Annotated in this window: 11 protein-coding genes; 1 reads left to right on the top strand and 10 read right to left on the bottom strand. The window is 51.2% G+C overall.

Going from position 1 to position 22,049, the window contains the following annotated elements; translation table 11 throughout:
- Position 1 precedes the first annotated feature (1 nt).
- Positions 2-3,715, bottom strand: coding sequence for an MHYT domain-containing protein (locus DQG23_RS25835; protein ID WP_113033928.1), 3,714 nt, complete (start codon positions 3,713-3,715; stop codon positions 2-4).
- 520 nt (positions 3,716-4,235) lie between these two features.
- Between DQG23_RS25835 and DQG23_RS41885 the strand changes: the two genes are divergently transcribed.
- Positions 4,236-4,592, top strand: coding sequence for a hypothetical protein (locus tag DQG23_RS41885; protein ID WP_146762379.1), 357 nt, complete (start codon positions 4,236-4,238; stop codon positions 4,590-4,592).
- 681 nt (positions 4,593-5,273) lie between these two features.
- Here DQG23_RS41885 and DQG23_RS25825 read toward each other — a convergent pair.
- The 9 genes from DQG23_RS25825 to DQG23_RS25785 form a co-directional block, all read right to left on the bottom strand.
- The gene (locus DQG23_RS25825; protein WP_113033926.1) at positions 5,274-6,290 is read right to left on the bottom strand and encodes a type II TA system antitoxin MqsA family protein; all 1,017 of its coding nucleotides are present in this window, start codon (positions 6,288-6,290) and stop codon (positions 5,274-5,276) included.
- Between the two features lie 76 nt (positions 6,291-6,366).
- On the bottom strand, positions 6,367-6,690 hold the full coding sequence (locus DQG23_RS25820) for a type II toxin-antitoxin system MqsR family toxin (RefSeq protein WP_113033925.1): 324 nt from the start codon (positions 6,688-6,690) through the stop codon (positions 6,367-6,369).
- Positions 6,691-6,819: 129 nt separating this feature from the next.
- The gene (locus DQG23_RS25815; protein WP_113033924.1) at positions 6,820-8,907 is read right to left on the bottom strand and encodes a TerD family protein; all 2,088 of its coding nucleotides are present in this window, start codon (positions 8,905-8,907) and stop codon (positions 6,820-6,822) included.
- Between the two features lie 435 nt (positions 8,908-9,342).
- Positions 9,343-9,567 (bottom strand): bacteriocin immunity protein, encoded by a 225-nt coding sequence (locus DQG23_RS25810; RefSeq protein WP_113033923.1) that lies wholly within the window; start codon positions 9,565-9,567, stop codon positions 9,343-9,345.
- A gap of 624 nt (positions 9,568-10,191) precedes the next feature.
- Positions 10,192-12,513 carry a helix-turn-helix domain-containing protein gene (locus DQG23_RS25805; RefSeq protein ID WP_113033922.1) on the bottom strand — a complete coding sequence of 774 codons (2,322 nt, stop codon included), beginning with the start codon at positions 12,511-12,513 and terminating at the stop codon, positions 10,192-10,194.
- Between the two features lie 203 nt (positions 12,514-12,716).
- The gene (locus DQG23_RS25800; RefSeq protein WP_113033921.1) at positions 12,717-14,552 is read right to left on the bottom strand and encodes a hypothetical protein; all 1,836 of its coding nucleotides are present in this window, start codon (positions 14,550-14,552) and stop codon (positions 12,717-12,719) included.
- A gap of 112 nt (positions 14,553-14,664) precedes the next feature.
- Entirely contained in the window at positions 14,665-17,979 is a 3,315-nt protein-coding gene (locus DQG23_RS25795; protein ID WP_158560687.1) for a carbohydrate binding domain-containing protein, read from the bottom strand.
- Positions 17,980-18,132: 153 nt separating this feature from the next.
- Positions 18,133-20,334 (bottom strand): right-handed parallel beta-helix repeat-containing protein, encoded by a 2,202-nt coding sequence (locus DQG23_RS25790; RefSeq protein ID WP_113033919.1) that lies wholly within the window; start codon positions 20,332-20,334, stop codon positions 18,133-18,135.
- A 52-nt stretch (positions 20,335-20,386) separates the two neighbouring features.
- Positions 20,387-21,997, bottom strand: coding sequence for an extracellular solute-binding protein (locus DQG23_RS25785; RefSeq protein WP_113033918.1), 1,611 nt, complete (start codon positions 21,995-21,997; stop codon positions 20,387-20,389).
- Positions 21,998-22,049: the final 52 nt, after the last annotated feature.

Raw genomic sequence — 22,049 nt, 5'->3', positions numbered from 1 at the left:
GCTAAGTCGCCTCCTCGGTGTCAAGTCGCCTGGTTATTTCGGCAAGAGCCAGTCTCGCCTCTTTATAATTCAACTTCGCCATGAGCCGTTCCATCCGGTCCAGCTCTTTCTTGAAAGCCGGCTTATGCCCGAGCATGCCCGAAATTTGCGCGAAAACGCCTAACGCCGACATCTTGTTGTCGCATAACAGATTGTCCAATTCATCAATCAGAGCCGGCAGATTCCCACTCGTTGAGCCGGTAAACGCCGTACTCGTTTGACGCCCGATCTTCTCCGCATCCATCGCGGCTTGCTGAAGCACCAGGTTCATCACGGCGGCCAGCTTGTCCATCGCTTGAGCGATCTCCGCCTGCTGTCCTTTCATTATAGAAGCTTCCGCCTGTTGCGCGCAACGGAATAGAGCGTCCATGGCAAGATTGGCGGCAACGCCTTTGACATTATGAATACGGCGCTTTACGCCTTGCTCGTTACCGGAGCTCAAATCGTCTCGAATTTGCGAAACGAAATCTTCATGCTCCCCGATAAAGGTACGAAGTACGCGGCAAACAAGGTCGCCGTTTCCGTTAAGACGATGATACAGCGCATCCAAATCGATGAAAGACGCCATATCCCCCGACCTCCTCCTGATTTGCTTGGCAATTGCGGCTATAAGCTCCCCCGGATCGATAGGCTTCGATATAAAATCGTTCATGCCCGCTTCCAATGCCTTCTCCTTCTCCGACATAAGCGCGAAGGCACTTATCGCAATAATCGGAGTATCCCGCTCAATCCGGCGTATATGACCGGTTGCTTCGTAGCCGTCCATTGGCGACATTTGCAGATCCATCAGAATCATATCGAAAAACTCGGACGGAGCATGAGCGATCGTATCCACCGCTTCTTTCCCGTCGCCTACCGTATACACGCTTGCATCATAAGCCTCTATCATCCCTCGAAGAATCAACCGATTGACCTCGTTGTCTTCGACGACAAGAATGCGCGCATCCTGAAGCCGCTTGAACTCGTCCTGCGAAAGGGTGGCCGGTGCCTGTTCTCCCGAGCTGTTCCGTTCCTCGCTGGAAGACTTCCGTTCTTCCGGTACCAGCGCCTTGAGAACCTCGGCCAGCAGCTTGACATGGTCGATCGGTTTTTCCAGCATGCCCAGAGGAGGATATGGCCTGGAGCTTGAAGCGGCTTCTTCATGCTGAAAATAATGATGCATCAAAATATAAGGGATTCCCGCCAGAGAAGGGACTTCGCTCATGTCCTGCAAGAGCTGCAGGCTGCCGGCTTGCTTCGCATCCCAGTCAAGCAAGATAAGGTCGCAATCCGACTTCCCCTCCGTCGCAGAAGCCTTCAACTCCATAACGGCCCCGGATATGTCTCCGGCTGCCGCCACCCTTAAGCCGGTTGCCGCCAGCGATTCCGCCATCAGCTCCCGCGAAGCCCGATGCCGCCCGACAACCAGCACCTTGAACCGGCCAAGCCCGTCGGGCCAGACGGGTGAATCCTGCTCCCCCTGCAATCCGAACACGGCCGTAAAGGTAAAGCTGCTGCCTTCTCCCGCTTTGCTCTCGACCTGAAAATGTCCGCCCATCAAACCGACAATTTCGCTGCTGATCGCCAAACCGAGGCCGGTTCCTCCGAACTTCCGGGTAGTAGAGCCGTCCGCCTGGGAGAAAGGCTGGAACAGCTTGGGCGCCAGCTCGCCGTCAAAGCCTATCCCTGTATCCTCGACCGAAAACTGCAGCGTCGCGCTCGTTTCACTTCGAGAAAGAAGTCCGACGCGAATGACGATCTCGCCGCGTTCCGTAAATTTCACCGCATTGTTCGCCAGATTCAGCAATACCTGCTTCAGCCTCAGCGAGTCCCCTATAAGCTGCCCCGGCACATCCCAGGCGGTGAAAAAAACAAGCTCCAAGCCCTTATCCGCAGCGCCTAACGAAATCACATCCGATACGTCAAGCAAAACGCGGTTCAGATCGAAAGGGGCTTCCTCCAGCTCCATCCTGCCGGCTTCAATCTTGGACAAATCGAGGATATCGTCGATCAGCCCGGATAAAGAGCGGGACGCCGTCTGAATGCGATTGACGTATTCCCTTTGCTTTTCCGGAAGCTCCGTCGTCAGCACCAGCCGGCTCAGCCCGACGATCGCGTTCATCGGCGTACGAATTTCGTGGCTCATATTCGCCAGAAATTCATTCTTCGCATAGGTCGCCTTGAGCAGCTGCATCTCCAGCTGTTTGCGCTCCGTAATGTCCTGCAGATAGCCGAACATACGAACCGGTTTGCCGCTACTATATTCGGAGCGGATGTCCCCGTAATAATAGCGGATCGTTCCGTCCTCGAGCAGCGTCCGGAATTCAAACGAATCCTCCCCCACCTGCGTGAAAACGTCGTCCAACCGCCGCTTGATCGACTGTTGTTCGTCGGGATGAACGCTTTGCACGGATAGTTCTAGCGCCGTCTTCAGATCCGGCGGATTCATGCCGAGAAACCGGCACATCTCCGCCGAAACAATCAGCGTATCCGATTCGATATCCCAATCCCAGCTGGCGATTCCGGCGATATGCTGCGCTTCCTCCAGATTGGCTTCGCTTTTGACAAGCGCTCGCTCCGCTTTTCGCTGCTCGGTCATATTTTTGGAAATCGTATAAATATCCGTTATGGCTCCTTGCACGATAAGCGGTACCATAGTCGTATTTAAATGTAAGAAACATCCTTTGCGATGGCGCAAGGAAAACTCCAGCATTTGCGATTTTCCCTCCGCTACAAGCCGGAAGCCGTCCTTCACCCTCTCTTGATCGCCGGGAGCGACAAGCTCGAGGATCGGCGTGCTGAGCAGCACCTCTTCCGGATAACCCGTTATTTCAACGGCCGCCGGATTGACCCGCAGCAGCCGTCCCTTCGTATCGAAGAGACAAACGATATCCGGATTGCGCTCGAAAATAAAATTATAGCGGCCCTCGTTCAATTCAGCCAAACCGACGGCAAACTTCCGCTCCAGATACAAGCTGAATATAATGAGCAGCAAAATGAATATAGCAGCAGCCCCGATTAAATAGGCCAAAGTAAAACTGTTAACCGCCGGCAGAGCGAACATTTCGCTTGGCTTGTTGTCGAGCATCTCGAACTTCGCCGCGTACATCCCCGTATAATGCATGCATGCTATCGCGATGCCGAATAAAAATCCTCCGGCTATTTTGACGCGATGAGGAGAAGCTGCCGATTTTTGGCGAAACCGGAACGTAAGCAATAACGCGAAGAACGATGCCGCCACAGCGATAAGCAGAGACAGCATAACCACATAAGGATTATAAATAATTCGCGCCGGAATAATCATAGCCGCCATTCCGGTATAATGCATGCCTGTGATGGCCGTCGCCATAAACAATCCGCTCGCAATAAACGCAGATGTCGTAATATTCTCCCTCGTACTTAGCCACAGCGCTGCGAAAGCGGCACAGATCGACAGCAGCATGGATACGACGACCAAGAAGGAATCGTATATCACGTTAAACGAAAGATGAAAAGCCAGCATGCCGATAAAGTGCATGGACCAAATGCCCATCCCCATTACGCATGACCCGACTATAATCCAAAGCGTCCGGGAACTTCCCCTGTGAAACACAACCCTTTCCGCAATGTTGAAGGCGGAGTAGGAAGTGAAGATGGAAACGACGATCGATATGGCAACAAGGGGAATATTATACGTTCCGTGGACGTGACTTTCCAAGCCGGGACCACCCCATATCGTGAATGAATATCGGTATAAAGTAGTAAAGTCGAATAACGAATAAGTCGGTACAAAGAAGTAAGTCGAATAACGAATAGATCGGTACAAAGTAGTAGCGTCGAAAATGGCAAGTCATTAATTGGCGATGCGGACCATGTAATGGAAATACGGCATTCTACTACCACTTTATCGCGTCCATCCTCTATGCGGAAGGGACTTAAAGCTCACTTCGGGCTTGCACGGAGAAGCAATGCTCCTCCTTTCCCAAGGTATACGGACCCACGCTTTTCGGGCGGATTCCATGAATGCGAGCACCGCCATTCTCTTTCATATAAAGGCATTCGCCAAAATGCGTCGTATTTTGGCGAGCGACAGACATGCCCCGCTTCCGCAGGCGCATAAGGGTATACGGACCCATAGTTGGGGGCGGGGGGAGAAAAACAATTCGTCAGGTTAAGCAGCTACTGTCCCCTTCGTTTGTTGCTAGACACCAATGCCAATAGACAGCGGGAGCCGACATTTGCCCATTTGGAGAGGAAGAACGCGGGGTGGTGTGCTGGAGTCCGATTTTACCCACTTGGAGAGATGGGGAACGCGGACTGGGACACTGGAATCCGATTTTGCCCACTTGCAGAGAGAGGGGACGCGGATTGGGACACTGGAATCGATTTTGACCACTTGCAGCGAGGGGAGACGCGGATTGGGACGCTGGAATCCGATTTTGCCCACTTGCAGTGAGGGGAGACGCGGATTGGGACGCTGGAATCCGATTTTGCCCACTTGCAGTGAGGGGGGACGCGGATTGGGGCGCTGGAGTCCGATTTTGCCCACTTGCAGTAAGGATTTTCGCAGGGAGATGGTAAAAACCGCTCTGTAAGTGGGTTTTATCGGATTGGAGGGGCAGATAAGGGCGATACCTCTGCTCCAATTGGGCAAAATCGAATTGCGAGGGCAGCTCGTTCAAGGATAGGGAGAAGAAAACGATGTCCCAGTGAATTAAAGCGGCACAGGAGCAGCAAGGGAAAACGTAGTGAAGGTTGATGTGAATTGAATCCATCCGATGGTGTATGCTGGGCCGAATCGTACATGTTCTGCAATTAAGTACGTGACCGGAAGCTTTGCTTTGATCAGTTCGACTGCTAACGCCTCCTTCTCCATAGCGAATATATGCCTATGAGGAGCGCATCTACAATAATCACCGACAAAACATAATGGAAACCATTCGTCCGGCTCAACGTCTCGTTTATCTTATATGTTGCTCTGTAAGGCAGAGGCGGCTCCCATGAACTTTGACACATCCTCCTGATCAGGGTTTCAACTCCACTCGCCCCAAGCGCCACTTTTTCAACCGTTCACGCAGCTGCTCGCTCGGCGATTTTCGAACGCATCCTAGAGTGACAGTTTTATTTTGACATTTATGCTAGCTTTTGATCATAGAAAACCCGCAAAGATTCCTTTGCGGGTTTTTAGAACATATTTATCCTTCACCGAGAATTTCATACTGGCGACATTATTTATCCTAATAAACATCACTTAAGTTTCGATTCTCTATATAGTTTTAATGAAGCTCTCGTAGTTCTTCGGCATAATTGTAACTAATTGGTTGTTTTTCATCTGTTTCTAACCATCCCTTTTCATTATGTGCATACTCACTAATTTTCCGAGAACCATAATCTCTAAAATACGCATCAATTTCTTGCATGGTCTCTAATTCATCTTCAGTAAAAATAGTTGAATCAAAGGGCTCGGAAGCTTTAATTATCATCATAGTCCAGCCTTCCTCATTCGTACGTTCATCAACTTCAATCACATTCATATGTTGTAAATGCGCTAAAGTCAGTTCATGATCTTTTGGTACCGGACCATATGGATATTTAACATAAGTTGCACTCGTTATTGATACCGTTTGTCTTTTAAAATATAGAAAATCACTATACCACAATAATTTCATAAGTTTTGTTTTCAAAACCCCATTTGTCGTGAAATATAAAATCATATTAATGAATTTTTCTAAGGAAAAATCACCATAACCAGACAAATCTGTTTCCTTATAAGGTTTATAAATAGACTCAATAATTTGTTCGTCTGTTTGAAATGAATGTTCTGATATTTTCCAAGCATTAAGTGCTGTATCGACCATTTTTAATTCTCTGCTGGATAGCGAACTTTTATTTCTGTCGTAAAATTCTAATATAACATGCGGATGTTGCTTGAGCCGCTTATAAAGTTCTAAATGGCTCGCTTGTGGCAAACTTCCCGATTCGTATCTAGTCACACTTGCAGGTCCAATGTTCAATAACTTAGCAAAGGGCCGCACACCCAATTTATATCGCTGTCTAATATTCTGAATTTCAAATGAAGTCATACCGTACTTTTCGGAATAAATTCGCGCTACATTAGATGTTGTTTCGTTTTCCAACTCTTCTACATCAATAAGTGAATGACAATTGTTACAATAAGCTACTCTTCGGTCAATCTCAATTTCCTGTCCTCTAAATCTAAATGCCTTACGTTCTTTTTTTATGGTATAAGTATGCTCTGAGCGACAAGTTTCACAATAATTTATTATGTTCATTATTATTTCCTCCTAATTAGGATCGGAATTTATTTAAAGTAGGGGACGAGGTATATAGCCCCGTCATCCCTATGTATTAATTTTGAGTGTATCCTTCTGGATGAAAAGAGATGCATATACACAGATTTTGATCGATGGTCAACTTAATGTAAGCGATTTGTCCGTTAAGTTCTTTCCTAAAGAACCAAACCAACTCCTCGGACCCTCTTCGATCCAGTTCAGGCGGCTTGTATTGGTCGGTAGGCTTCAACCTCATGATTTCTCGCCAAGCTCCTCTTCTGTCTTCAATACCTAAATCAAAAAGAGCTTGAATGGTATCATAGTCGTTTCGCTTGGAAAAATAAGTGCGTCCGCTTGAAATGAGCGCTTTTGCTTGTCGTAGAAATTCCGCCGTCGTCATTTATATTGTTCACCCCCTAGGATTAGAATATACCATTCGCGCCAAAAAAGTGCAATCAATTGATTGCACTTACGCCTTGGCAACTACTATCTAGAAAACGAAACCAATCCCCAGCCGCTGAAATCTCCCCTAAGCAATAAACTCAGACATGATTTTACCAATATCAAACGGCGTAACTCCTTCATTCACCGAAAACACCGTCTGAGCCGCGTCAGCACGTTCCACCAAATGCCCTCTGGCAGCGGCATGCAGCATGAACAAATCATAAAGGTTAGGCTTCGTTAACGAGGTCATCGCTTGGCCCATCAGCACCATACCTTTTTGATTTCCTTCTACATTGTTGTTGTAGTTCGGATGTCTTTGCAGCGCCAAGTCGCACCAAATCACCGTTCGTTCCGCCAAGTCCAAAATGACCGGAATCGCGATCTGGGTATCCGCAGCAAGATCTAATCTGTCCACCACCGTCGAGGGCTCGAAAACTTCCCCGGAAGCGGCATGCTTCCTCATCATCCAACCGGCAAAGCATTCAGGCAGATCACAATACGCTTGCCCGGTAAACGAATGCAGCGCAGCTACAATGTATCGCCCGCCGTAGCGTACGATGGAAGGAATATCGATGTCGATAAACTCGCAAGCCCCATGGGGCGCCGACGTGATATCCCCGCTGTGAGCGGATTTATATTTCGCTGAACGCAAATTCGTGTACGAAATATGCTCGACGTACCGCCAGTTCTTATCGTACATAACGGCTGACAGGTCTATATCGACTCTTCCCGTATGCTGGCCGTTTACAGTCCCTTCTTTCCACCATAAGAAAAAACGAATCGTCTCCCCTTCCGGCAACTCGAGCCTGCTGCCTCGGACGACCGTACGCAGCGCTTTGCTCGCAGACCTTTGTGAAAATGGCGTCACATACTGCCTTAATCGCTCGTCGATGTACACATCCCCCAGCGCAGGCAGCTCCGAGAATCGGTTAATCAATACACTCCGGCACGTTTGAACGATCGCTTCGCAAGCTTCGGCGTCAAGATCGGGCAGCGTATTTGCAATGGCGACCGCTTTCGCTACATTCCCTTTTGGAAAAAACGTCCGCAACGCCTGCTTCTCGTTTCGATGACGAAAATGAGTCATTACCTGCAGCAGCACTGGAGTCGATACCTGATCCGCAACCTCGCCGAACTTAGCAACAACTTGCGAGGAGTTTTCCTCCATTCGAAGCAAATGGTCCAACCGACGAGCAAACTCGCCTGCACGATTTTTCAATAGGTCCGCAGCAAGGCTCGCATCCTTATGGCGAAGCGCAGCTTCGACTTTTCCGCCGAACGTTTCATAAGGTTTATTGTTTCTGAGGATGTCAAACGCTTCCTTGCAGTTGTAAAAACGGTTCGGATACTCGGCAGGGTGCAAAATCTCCCCGAGACGAATCCAGCGATGCTTATAGCGAAGCATATCCTCGACGATGCTCCCGCATTGCTCAAGCAGCCTCAGAAGCAGCCGCCTTTCGGCGCGTTTGAACTTTCGGAACCTCGTGTTCGCAGCGAGACTTACATCCCCGTCCGACAACGCAACCGCCAAGCGCAGCACATCCGTCGCCGTTTTGATATATTTTTCGATGAGCTTTAGATTGGCCTTTTCATATTTGAGCAGCGTGCCGACTACAAAACCAACATTCTCCTTCAAAGGAATCTCGTCAGGCAGCACGGTCTCCGGATCGTCGCAAGTGGCGAGCATCCATTCGATATCTTCCTTGTCGGAGTCGGAAATCGACACTTTCGCTTGGATGAGGCTGCGAATGCTTTGATGAAAATCGTCCACACTGCCTAAATCGATGATTTTCAGATCGACCTGATCCAATAAGGGGAGTCTCTCCAGAGCCTCATACTCGGGCAGCTCCAACGTTATATAGTGAAGAATCGCGTTTATGTAGAGCTCCGCTTCGCTTGCCAGCATCACTTGTCGGGGGAAGCCCGGGTACATCGGCTTGAAGCTGACATTCGCTCCTACTAGCGATTTCAAATCCGCCACAAGCTGCTCATACAAAGCTGTAAACTGCTCAACGGATAACGTCTTTAAGACGCCCATTAGCGGTTCGGAAAAAGTAAATCCCAGGTACTCGATATTTTTCATAGCCGTAGCTATGTATTTGGGAGGAAGAAGATGCTGCCCGGGTTCCACAATGAGCTTCCTGCTTCTCCTTAGATATATAACATTTCTCATAAAAAGACTCTAGAGCGGGAATCACGTAGTGAAAAGATAGCGCCCCAGATGCCTCCTCTCTTGGCTAATGATACCGGGAAATTCGCATCTCTAGAGGAATAATGGACTTAGAAGGAAGAGATGCGATAGCCAGGTAGTTGGACACTTCAGGAAAGCTGCCACCCTAATCGCCAATTTGTTTAGAAGGAAGGATGGCAATAGCCTGAAGCGTTCGAGGAAAATCTTTTGGAGGATATCCGCTGTTGTCGATGCTAGCGGCCTCTTGAGTGCTATCATCCTATATTTTGGAGCGCGCGAACAGGGCGGAAGTATTACGAGGGGGGAAGTTTTAGCTTGATTATCATCATCGGGAGCGAGGCTATCGAGGCTAAGCCAATGAAAGCTCCAAAAAGAAAACCTTGAAAGGCATCGAGCCAATCAAGGTTAGTATGAACTTCAATGTGCCTTATCGGGTAATACAATTGGTTGGTAACTTAAAGCCTCGTCAACAACTTCTTCCGCTGATAACTCTTGATCATTCCAAAAAATCAAGTTGCTTACTTCCGGGTGGGGTACATTTTTCCCCAGTACATCCAGTAACTCATCCAGTTCTTCTTCCGTACCCTCGGCCTGCATGATTTTTTCAACGATGGATATAAGCTCTGACCTACTTAACGCCAATGTTCATCCTCCTTCCAGTGCGCTGCCGTTTTGGCGAGATGATTCGTTTTATAGCATATCATTGATCCATCCATTTTTTTGAACCAATTCTTCAAATAACCGACGGTCGCTTTCCTTCTTGAAATTTAGGTGCACCCTTTTCAATTTTTTCAGTTTTTCTAGCTTGGTTACTTCTTCAAAGGATATTTCGGCGCATTCGGTAATCGCCAAACTTTCCAGATTTTCAAATGGAAGCTTGCCTCCAATATCACTGAACCTAGGAGTATTGATCAAAGTAATGCTTTAATGCTTTGGGGATGCGCAACCTGCGGAAGATTTATCAATTTCGCTGTATAGCCGATTGAAAGCTCTTCTAAATGGTTTATCGTTGATATAGTTTATTTCATTCATCATTTATCGCAAGGATATTTTTTTAGCGAGGCCCGTCTGTCCGTCCGCAGGACCGCAAAATTTCGGGTTCCGCAGCCGATCGCTCATCAGCGCGGCGTCGACCGTATCTGCCATTTCGAGGTTGACGCCAAGCAATGTCGCGGGCAGGCGCAACCGGCCCGGCGTCCCCCATCAAGCGAATACACACAAATTCGTCATACTGAACACTCTCTGCTTGTATTAAACCTATACGTTTTAATCCAATTGCTGCGCGCCGTCAGCCCGGCTTAGTCCTTCGCGATATTCGCCGGGCGTGATCTCCTCGTATTTTTTGAAAATACGACGAAATGTGATGTCATGATCGTAGCCGACGGCAAATGCAATGTCTTTCACAAGCATGTCCGTGCTTAAAAGCAGCGCTTTCGCTTTCTCAATCCGCTTGAGATTGACGTATTCGACAAAGTTGCAGCCGGCATACTCCTTGATGAGCCGCGAGACATACACGCCGGAGCAGGAAAATCGTTCCGAAAGCAGCGTCAGCGATATGTCCTCGCTCGCAAAATGCTCGTCGATATAGCCGACAACCAGTTTGGCCTGCTTCTCATTGACATACCGTTTCTCTCCTTCGACGCATTGGCAGAGCGTCCTATAGACGGATTTGATATAGGCGACGGCTTCTTCGTAGCTGCGCTGACGATGCAGATCGGCGTAGCTAAGCGTATCCGTCCAAGGCATTCCAAGCTCTTCACTTGCTTGGACAGCCGCCGACAACAGCTTCGTCAATACATACATCGCCGTCTCGCGGTTCAGCGGCTGTCCGTCTGTATGAATACGCAGCAGCTCATCGATATAAACCTCGGTTTTGATAAAATCGCCTGTCTTCGCCGCCTGGACAAGCCGCAGCTCATGTTCCGCCGAAAATGCGACATTATGCTTCGACTGATCGGCAATGTCCTCATACATGGTGACATCCGCTTGCGTTTGCCGGAATTTGTATGCCAAAGCTTCAAGCGCTTCTTTGTAAGAGCGGTGAATATCGCCGGCATCATGCACGACTGAGCCGATTCCACAGGCGAAGCCAAGCTCCAGCCTGCTGCTCAGCCTGACTCGCATTTGCTCGATCCAATCGGTGACAGCTTTCTTCAAGATGCCTGTTCCTGCAAACCCGTCGTAGCAAATGGCTGCGTACGTCGAGGACTCGAACTCTACGACATCGCAGTAAATTCCAATATCCGCCAAATACGATTGCAGCCCCTTGACGATGGCGACATCCAACTCGTTTTCGGTGAACGGCTCCGTCGAACGCATATTGTCCATCGCTTCGGATTCGATCACGGCTACGCAGAACATACTGCTGTCCCACATGATGCCGAACTTCGTCAAGCCTTGCTCCAATTCGTCGCCATGCTCGATGCCTTTGACGATCCTCAGCAGCGTGTTATTTCTTACAATCGGCAGATGCTCCTCCAAATTGCGGTTCAGCATCTCCCGCTCGGAATCCAACTGACGGATGCCCTGCTCGATCCGGTCGAACTCGTTATGGTCGGAACCGGCCAGCCACGGAATTTTGATTCGTTCGGTCAGCCGTCTGATCGGACGGTAATTGCTTGCGGCGGCAGCGTATGACAGCGCAAAGCCGGCGAGAACGGAGCAGACGGCCAGCAGCGCCGTCGTCCGTTTGATCGCGTCGACCTGAACCATGACCGACTTCGTATCCGCAACGGCCGCATAGCGGAGCCCATTGTAAGCCGAGACCGTGAAATAATAATGGAACCGTTCGCTGCCGAGCGCCGCCTGGCCGCTTCCCGAATCACCATTCTGAATATGGAGTCCGGCGATCGGACTGGAGGCGACCGTATCCTCGGAGAAAAAATCGCTGCCGTCCGGCTTCATCGCGTACACCATCGTGTTCTCGCCGATGCTGTAATCGTCAAGCGCTTCTTTCATCTTGCTTTCATCCAGATGTACAAGAATCAGCGCGGCCGGCTCGCCGCCGGTTGCCCCGGTTGCGCTGACAGGCCGCGCGTACAGCATCGAATAATCAGTCGTATTGCCGTAGTAATGGATCGTCAGCTTGTTGATAAACGTCGCCGACAGGCTGCTCCAGTCAAGTTGCCTGCCGGAAAAGCGCGAATCGTCAAACGTATATTTTACATTCCAATAATGCGCTTTATCATAGGTCGTGTCGCAATCGATTACTAGATCGCCTTTACGCAGGACGACCGTAATATTACGGATATAGGGGCTGCTGAACTTGTGAACGCGCAGCTGCTTTACGATATTGGTCATATCGTTCACATCGATCCGGTCGAAATCGATCGAGGACATCTGCGTTATGCGCGTGAGCCAAGGCAAATCGCCGATCATCGTCGTCATGTCGTGCAAATCGCGAAACATGCGGTCATAAGAATCGCGCACCCTGTCGACCGTCGCCATATTCATTTTGAGCAGCTGCCCGTTTACGATTTGCGACGTGTTGTAATAATTGACGCCGCCCAGCACCACAACCGGGAAGACGAGAATCAGAACGCAGGAAATGAACATTTTGAGAAACACTCTGCTTTTGAAGATGGCCATGCTGTCAATCCCCCGTCTTCCCAATCTCTCGCCTCCGCTGTGATGGCTTACCGTTCATTGTACAACAAGATGGCCGTTTTCGCCGCCATGCAAACCGCTAGTGCATCGAAATGACCGTACTCCCTGCAGGCGCGCTCAGAGTGCCGGCAATCTGCAATGCGTTCGGCACGGTATCGTCGGAATAGCGCCTCGACTGCGCTGATTCAACCTGTTCCGCTCAACAGGCTGTAGCGGAGCCGAATGATCGTCAGCGGCGGCAAAGTTACGTGACCACGCACAGTAGGAGCCTCAGCGTGTCTTAAAGGGGACTTGTAATCGGCGGCGGTCATCATCAGAGCTTCATCCGGTATTTCCGGAAAACCGCCAAACGATACGACCGATTCCGCTTCCGGCGAACGGTTTGCCGCATACAGCCACAACGAATCGTCTGTGCGTAGAGCTATCGCATCAACCGAGGCGATGCCTTCCCCCATTTCCGGTGAACGCAGCTCGATCGGCACAACTTCGCCAGGGAATGCCGGACGATACAGGCGGTACAAGTCAGCCATTGACGTCTCCGACAAGCTCCCCCCATCATTGCGAATCATCCCCATCACGTTCAGAAGATGGTAGAAATTTGCTACCTCCATTGCAGGCGCCAGCCGCGCGAGCGCATGGATCATCCCTGAATAAAACAGGCCGTGCTGCACGTCGTCTGGCTCGGCAAATCTTCCGCCGTCCCAGTGCGAAGCTTGCATCCAATAATTCCACTCTGTAAGCGCTACGCCCGCGTTCGATCCGGACCGGCGGATATCCTCGACAAGCTCCGTCAAATCGCGGGCGATTTTGGCGACACTATCGACTACATTGCACATCTGATCGGCAGGTTCTGCGTACCACTGGCCTTTGTATCGATTTATCGAAAGCACATCGAATAACGCCTTCGCCTCCTCCAGCACCGTCTGGCGAAGCGGCGAGGCCGGGTAACCCGCCACCCCCGAGCAGAACGGCTCGCCGAGTGCGACAATTCGCGCCCTTGGATAGCCGCTTCTCACAGCAGGCACATATACCCGCAGCGCTTCCACGTACATGCTTGCATCCATATGCGACGATTCCCAGGAGCCATATTGCTCATTCCCCATATGGAAGTAAATCTCGGGCAACGGCAAATTCCGCTCACCGAACCATTCCGCGCAATATGCCGCCCATTCCCCCGCTTCCTGCGGCGTGCCGCTGCCGATATTGATCGTGATAAATGGCTGTATACTCTGTTCGTGACACATCGCCAAATATTCGTCCGTACCAAAATCATATTCAGCCCGTTTCCGATTGATCGGGTCCGGTAAAGACGGACGAAGATGTACGGGACCCGTCCCCAGCTTCCAGCGGTAATTGGTGGAAGCGCAGCCGCCTGGAAAACGCAACCCGGTCAGCTGCAGCGAACGAATGCTCGCCTGAACGTCCGGATGCACGATTGGCGCTCCGACCGGGCGGAGATGAATTTGATCCAACAGCAGAACACCAGCTCCGGTCAGTGTGATCGAGAATACAGCCGTATTGTCCTCGCATGGCGAATGGAGCCGAACGGTATACCGTTTCCAATACGACGCATCGATCACAACCGCCGCCCTGCTGTATTCCGGTTGGCGTACGGCCAGCGGCCCCAGCGCTATTTCGATCGGGACCGGATGGTGCCGCACTTTGGCCCACAACTCGACCTCGTAATGCTCATCTTGCTTGACAACACGTCCCGTTTGCAAAATCGTGTTATGAGCGCCCACATAATTATGCACCAACTGGGAGGCGTTGCCTGACAAGCTCATCCCTTCGATCAGCTCGCAGTGCATCGCTTGGTGATTGCCACGCATCAACCATCCATCGGCGAGACCGGTCCGGGGATCTGCAGGACCGCAAAATTTCGGGTTGTCCAGTCGGTCCGACAAAAGAGCTGTATGGGTTTCCGTAACGATCTCCAGATTCGTGCCAAGTATAGCCGCCGGCGCAACAGGACCGCTTCCTTCGAGGAGATCGACACTCGCCGTGTTAGTTAACTGACTCAAGTAAAGCAACTCCTTTCGTGACTCTCGCGAAACCAAGACCGAGCACCGCGCGCTTTCCGGCGCGCGGCGCTCGGTCTTGGATACCAGCGATAGTCCCTTTCCTTTATCGGGTTTAGTCGTTTTCTTTTACATACAGATCGTCGAGCCAGGCATTGCCGTTCGCCTGTTGGTCCATCCAGAAGTAGATCATCAATTGCCGCGTATTGGACTTAAGAGTGAGCGTCGTCGATTCAAGCGTCCAATCCGTTTGTTTCGGAATGACTTTCCACGTTTGCGCGACAAAGGCTCCATTTGCATCTTCCTCCCGCAGCATAATGCTGACCGTCCCGTTCGTAGAAGCGTTTTTGACCCAACCCGAAATGGTGTACGTCTTGGCGGGATCGACTTGAATTTTTTTGGAAGCATTCGTGCTGATCGTATTGAAATTGTTCGTCGGGTCCGGATTTAACCGAATGGAACGGGTACCGCTATGGTACACGGAATCATCCCAGCTCGCTTTGCGCAGATCCCATCCGTCAGATGTCTCCACAGTCGGGTGCTTCCGTTCAAAGCCCGGATTGTAGGCCAAGTTCCGGTCGACGTTCACGGTTAGCGATAGCGGGGCATAATGGCCACCTCCGACTTGCGGCTGCAGCACGATGTTATAGACACCATCCGTTACAGACGAAGCAGCGGTTAGCTGTCCTTGTACGATAATATGTTCGTTCGGTGCAAGCTGGATCGTCGACGGGAACGAGAGCGCGAATCCCGCAGGAACGACCGCATACACGTTAACGGTGACGCTTTCGGAAGCGTTGTTTTGCAGTTCGCCGCTAAACGAAACCGTTCCAGGTTTCTTGAACGTCAGTTGCTCCGGCACAAGACGAAAGTCGGTTTTTCTCAGCAGTGTCGCCGCTTTTTCGAGTTCGGTGGTATACGTCCGTCCCTTGTACTCGAAAGAGCCCTTCAGCACCGATTCGTAGCTGCCCGGCGTTATGTCGAACGGGACAATGAAGCTTGCATGGCTCTGAACGTTGTTTCCGCTGGCTAAATCACCCACAGAAGTTTCGACCGGAGCAATGCCAAACGACGTCGGAAATAATACTTGGAGATGAACATTTCGCAGCTTGACTTCACCGATATTGGCCGCTTGCATCGTCAAACCGGCATTCGTATCGGCGACGATTCGTTCATTGTCTATTTGCAGCTTGATCTGCAGAAGCGCTTGCACGATCGGCAGCAGCTTCAGCTTGACCTGCTCCAATGCAGCAAGATGATCGCTACGTTTGTAATCGAGCTGTGTATCGTTTTTTTTCTCGACCCATTTCTGCAGCGAGTCAACATCTTCCAGTAATTCGGCTGCACCGCCTGCGATTGCTTCCGTATCCGGAGCGAGGGCAAACACGCCGGCGTAGTCATCTAAATCGTCGGCAAGCTTATTAGCCTTCGTCCGCCAAGCGGCAACTCCCGTCTCTGCAGCGGCGCGAAGCACTGTACGTGCAGCGTCTACCCGCTCGGAGAACGGATTGATCCGATACACGAGCGCCTGCTTCGCATCAAGCGTGACGGTGAGCTCGCGGTTGTAACTGGCGAAGCTCGCCGGTTCTGCTCCGTAAAGCAGCTCGGCTTCATAACCGTTGCTTCCGAGTGGAACAGACACTTGCTGGGCGCTATCCGTCAAACTCACGATTACGGCGTATCGCTCCGCCCCCTGTTGCCACAGGCCCCACTGCACTTGCTCGTTTCTCGCGCTATCGATCTTCTGTCCGCTGTTTATCAGATCGGCCATCTGTCCGTATTCCTTGGAAAAATCGACCATCCCAGGCCATAAAACGGATGTTTTCAAGAGCCAGCCCGGATCTTTGAACGAATAGTATCCGATTCCTTGCGCTCCCGTGACGATCCCCTGATAAATCATGTTACGAAGCTCACCGATCGTCGGCAAATAAGGCCAATTCGGGTTGTTCAGCAATTGGAAAGCTTGTGCGATAAACCATACCGGTTTGGCCGGCTCAACGCTCGCGCGGGCCATCTCCATCTGCTCGCTAACCGCCGAGATCGGCTCCTTGTTCAAAGGGTAGATGTCTGCTGCCAAAATATCCGTTATTTTTCCGGTAGCGGAATAGGCTTCCTTCCTGTCCTCCACGATGTAAATCGGATGTGCAGGGTCGATCGAGTGAATGAGCTTATAAGCGTCGATAAGCTCCTGCGGGTAGATGCCGTTGCCTGTCGGCTCGTCCATGACATACCACGCAAGAACCGCAGGATGATTTTTGAATTGGGTGACCGCTTGCTGCATGTAGTCGAAGTTTTCTTTGACAAGCATTTCCGTGTAGAGCGGAACGAGCATCTTCAACCCGTTCGCCTGTGCTGTATCAAGCTGCTGCTGAAGTGTAGCAAGGGAATAGGCCCAGCTCCCTTGCACAGTGTTAACGCCGATTTGCTGCATGTCAGGGTAATCTTCCGTGTTCACATGGTACATCACAACCGGAAAAAACGGCTGACCGTTCACCAGCATCTTGCCATCAGGCGCAAGCATGGTCGGTCGCTCCCACCGATATACTTCTGACGTCTCCGTTTCGATAACAGTGCCGGAGGAATCTTTTAGAAGGGCCGAAACCGTGTACGTTTCGTGCATATCCATCAGGCCAGGATCGAACGTCGCAGTGATCGGGTCTGTCGAGCCGGCTATGTCCGAAATACGAAACAATTCGATGCCGGTAGACGCTTTATATACGCTGAAATCAACTGTTTTGTCCGCATAGGAGCCGCCGGGAATATCGAGCTTGGCCTGAATCGTTCCGCTTGTTGCCTCTGGATCGTAAAAAATGCGGTCCGTTTCCAGCCGGAGCATCGGCTTCGCCTTAATCGCCCGAACTTCTGCATCATCGAAATAAACCGTGCCGGTGCCATAGAAACGAAGATATACGACCATCGTCGTCGCTCCGGGCGGAGCGGTGATCCGATAAGTGGCCTGCTGCCAGCTGCCGGTCAGGCTAGTCGACTTCAATCTGTAGGCGCGGTCCCCTCCGACTGAAGTCGCACCCGAGATGACGTCTGAATTGTAAAATTCGATTTTGAAGCCAGGACTTCCAGTCGTGTTACCAACCTTTTTCACCCAAGTTGAAATTTCGTAGGTAACGCCTTCTTCCACATTACTTGTCATTTTTTGATGGATCCACGGGTTGTTGCTGGTCGTTGTCGTAATGGATACACCATATGTCCCGCTATGCGCAGCCGCTGTATCCCATTTGGCAATCGTCCCCCACGTCCCCCCGATCGGGTTCCAATTGGCTGGAGCGCCGCTCTGAACGGTTTCGAAGTCGCCATTCGACAAAAGATTGGTGCCAAGCGGGACGGCCTCCGCCGATTTGGCGGCAGCGAATAACGTGATCAAGCTGAACCACATCAAGAACATCATGCAAACCAATGGCCGATTTCTTCTCACTGTCATGCACCTCCGAAATTCAAGTTTCCAAGCTGCCTCGGCTTCGTCCTTCACGATATTCGCCGGGTGTGATCTCCTCGTTTTTTTTGAACATACGCCGAAACGTGATGTCATGATCGTAGCCGACGGCAAACTGCAATACTCTGCAAGTTGCTAGTGCATAGGAATGACCGTATCCCCCGCAGGCGCGCTCAGCGTGCCGGCAATCTGCAATGCGTTCGGCACGGTATCGTCGGAATAGCAACCGGAGAAATAAGGCGCGATCACGGTGCTATTGCTGCAATCGACATAAGCGGCCGTTGCGGCGGTCGTATTTACGGTGTTATAGAACAAACAATCGTGGAAAAAAAAGCGGGACTTCGCAGCGAGCGTCGAATCGATTTGCACAATCGCGCCTGCGGTCGTCATATTCTTCTCAAACCGGCAATCGGAAAACTGCGTGAATTCGACGCCTGAACGAACGAGGGACAATGCCTTGCCCGCCGCGACGCGGAACAAGGTATTGCGGAATGTCATCCGCCCTTTCGTCGTGATTCGGAGTCCGCCCTGCAATTCGCTATCGATTAACGTCACATTCCCCAGCGAAGCGGCATTCCCCAGCTCGTGATCGAGCGTTGTCAGCACGCAATTCGTCAGCCGCACTTCTTTAAAATCCTGGATAATAGGAATCGTGACATAGCTGTTGTTAATACGGAAAGTCGGGTCACCTTTGCGGCATTTGATGATAACGGAATTCGCCTGCTTTGCATTCACAAAATTGTCGATCGTGATGACCGCCTTCCCGCCGCCGCTCGATCTGTAGGGTACAGGCGACGTCAAGCAAGCGAAGTCGGCCATATCCGATGTTTGTGACTGCAGTTTTGTATAGTCCAACAAACCAAAATCCGAGACGCAATCGATGATATTGATTTTGGCCGTTACCGTTGATCCCGTCCCCATCTCGTAATTTTGCAACGCGTACGCGACGGAATCCACACCTGCAACATTAGGAATGTACGCGTAGCAATTTGTAAGCGTGATCACATCGCGATGGTCGAATATGGTCATCAGGAACCCTTTCTCCGAACGGAGCGAATAACACTCGTCACAGACGATGTTCACGGGATGGTTCGTCCAGGTGCCGAGAAGAAAGCCGGTTTCCTTGTTATCCAGCGAAACGCAGGCCTTCAGGTAAAAATTGGTTGTCGGAGCAAGACTAGGCGTGGACGGCCCAGTACACGCAATAAAGCCGCGATGCCGGTTATTTTCCGCTACGCATTGCGAGAACGTAACGTTCTGGCTGTTCTCCGCCCAGAAGCCTCCGGTATACTCTCCGCCGCCATACAGGATTGAGCCGTCATGCCCGTTGCGCGCCCAGCATTGGGAAAACGTAATGTTCGTACAGCCGTGCTCGGCGACAAAACCGATGCGCGTATAATCTTCGGCGAAGCATTTGACGATTTGTACGTTATGGCAATTGTCCATATACAAACCGTCGCCGAAGTTGCCCCGGCCTCTCCGCATGAGACAGTTGTCAACGGCTATGTCTGCGGATTCCTGGAGGCGCAAGGGTGACATGTAGCTATTCTGAAACACGCAGTTGCGGATCGTGATCCGGCTGGAATTTTGAACAGCGCAAGCGATGGAGCCCGTAAATGAATCATAATTGCCGCTACTCCATGATGCCGGGTCCGCCGCCACATTTCCGTCGAAGGTCAATCCATCCAGTACAATGTCTTTGGCGGAGGCAACATAAACAAAAAGCCAGCGATCCAGGGCAGTCGTGCAATCGTCCCGGCGATTGCGGATAACGGCATTGCCGTCCGCCAGCCACGAAGCGGTCGGCCGCAAATTGTACGCCTTGTACGTACCTACAGGAAAGTACACTTCGTATTTTCGCGCAGCGGCGTAATCGTTCGCCTGCTGGATCCCCGCCGAATCATCGGCAGCCCCGTCGCCCTTTGCCCCGAACCATTTGACATTAATCCGGCTACCCGTCAAGATGCGCTTGTATCTGGCGCCGGTTGCGGTAACGACCACCATAGCGGCGTCATCGGCAGCCGCCGTATCCGCCGGATCGTAGGCAAACATCCCTTCTTTCCCGGAATCGGTAACATAATAAAGGGTGGGCGGAGGCGTACAGGACATAACTTGAAGACCCGCGATGGTCGCCGACAATACGCCTTCCCCGCAAAAACCAGCTCCGCCGCTCTCATCATACACGGCGCTCGTCACGCTTTCTCCATCAATCCCGGCAAAGCCGATCGGCCCGCGACTAAGCAATCCTTCCGCCGCAAATGCGGCGCCCGCCATTCCGATTGAAGCAAGCAGCTTCCTTCTGCTGATTCCTTTATCCCCTTCGTTGTGTCCCGTCATCCGATTCGCCTCCCCTTAAGATGAAATCGATCTTTTATCCTGCCACACAAAGTTAATTGCCTTTCATAATCTTGCTATAACGCTCGTATTTGCCTTGCTCGATTTTAATCTTGCCTTCAATGCCGAGCTGCTTCATTTTGCTTACATACGTATCCCAGTCTTTGTCGAAATTCGCTTTACCCATAATAAATTTGGTGACCATCTCGCTCTTGTAGGTTTCCATATCCGCCCAGCCTTCGTTTAAGGACGCCTTCTCTTCCTTCGTCATCGGAATTTGGGAGGCCGGATACGCGTCAACCATTATCTTCTTTAATTCGTCGTTCAGCTTCGATACTTTTTCGCCGTTGAGGATTTTGGCCGTGTCCAGAGCTTGCACGCGCGGCAAGTTCCAGTTTCCGCCAAGCGCCCGCAGCGGGTCCGGAATTTCCTTGTTGTTCAACATGTAGTCGGTGAAGGAAAGCTTGCCGTTCTCGTTCTTGTAGCTCGTGCCTTCCATTCCCCAGTTGGCAAAACGCTTGCCGTCCTCGGTAGCCATGATGTAATCAATGAACTCGACAGCAAGCTGCGGGTTTTTGCTCTGCTTTGTAATGACCGCTCCGCCCGAAATCGGCGCTACACGCTCTGCGTACGCTTTGCCGCTTGGCCCTTTCGGAAAGACGAACCCTGTCCACTGGCCTTTGCTCGAGGTTTCGAACGGAACCAGATTGCCCATATATTGAATGGCTACGCCCGTTACGCTCCCGCTGATCATCGCGTTGAATTTGTCGTTCGTCGAGGTGGCGAAGGACGGGTCCATCAGTTTTTCCGTATAGAGCATATTGAGAAACTTGATGTATTCCTTGTACTTGTCGGTGATCGGAACATATTCGATGCGGCCGTTCGCGTCCGGATAGAAATTGCCCCGCGGATGCGTATCAAACGAGCTTGCAATGAAATCCATGAAGCCTGGAGGAAAAGCAAGCGGTATTTCATCCTTCTGCCCGTTGCCGTTCGGATCGTTGTCGCGGAACGCTTTAAGCACATCCACCAGCTCGTCGATCGTCGTCGGCACCTTCTTCCCGACCTTATCCAGCCAATCCTGGCGAATCAGATAAGTCGGCCTGAAGTCTTCGCTAAGGGCAACGATCGGGATGCTTAGAATGGCACCGTTCGGGTCCGTCGTCAGCGCGCGAACCATCGGCATTTCCTTGTACAGCTTCTGAATATTCGGCGCAAATTTCTCGATGAACGGCTTCAGGTCGTGAATTTGTCCGCCTTCGTTCAGCTTTGCGATGTCGTTGGCGCCGAACACGATGTCAGGCAAATTGCTGCCCGCCGCGAACATCGTATCAATCACGGTTTGCGCCTGCGCGGCCGGGAATACTTCCCATTTGATTTTTACGTTCGTCCGCTTCTCGATTTCCTGGAAAACCGGAAGGTTTTGCGCATAGCTCTTGGGCGTATAGAGGTTGTCATACGTAGCGATACGCAGCTCCGCCTGCTCATTCGTCAGCGGCAGATCTCCCGGCTTGCGGGCGGCCGACTGCGGGCTTGCAGATGTGGACGGCTGGGCGCTTTGCCCTCCCGACGGCTTCGGCGTTTCTCCTTCTTTCGTCGAACATCCTGCTGCGACAGTTGCAGCCGCCAGCATGGCCGTCATCGATGCAATTGCCATTTTCTTCATGTTTGATTTCCCCTTAGTCCCGATTTGAAATGACCTGCTTTTTGCCGGTTGC

It is taken from the genome of Paenibacillus contaminans, from assembly GCF_003285015.1.
In the GTDB taxonomy this organism is placed as follows: Bacteria; Bacillota; Bacilli; order Paenibacillales; family NBRC-103111; genus Paenibacillus_V; species Paenibacillus_V contaminans.
The sequence above is the reverse complement of the archived record's forward strand: the minus strand, read 5'-3'. Positions and strand labels throughout refer to the sequence as shown.